At 69.9% G+C, this 226-nt stretch carries 1 protein-coding gene; it reads left to right on the forward strand.

Annotation, left to right across the window (positions count from 1 at the left end):
* On the forward strand, positions 1-226 hold a 226-nt coding region (locus tag IG04_RS0142095; protein ID WP_030482321.1), incomplete at both ends, for a DUF4396 domain-containing protein.

Consider the following 226-nt stretch of genomic DNA (forward strand, 5'->3'; position numbering starts at 1 on the left):
GTCCGGGCTGCCCCTCCGTGCCGCCATCGGCGTGGCGTTCGCGGCGGACACCGTGTCGATCGCCGTGATGGAGATCGTCGACAACGGGATCATGCTGGCCGTGCCGGGGGCCATGGAATCGGGCCTTGGCAGCTGGTTGTTCTGGGCCAGCCTCGCGTTCGCGCTGGCGGTGGCGTTCGTGATCACGGTCCCGGTCAACCGCTGGCTGATCTCGCGCGGCAAGGGG

It is taken from the genome of Lentzea albidocapillata (genome assembly GCF_000719115.1).
Taxonomy (GTDB): Bacteria; Actinomycetota; Actinomycetes; order Mycobacteriales; family Pseudonocardiaceae; genus Lentzea; species Lentzea albidocapillata.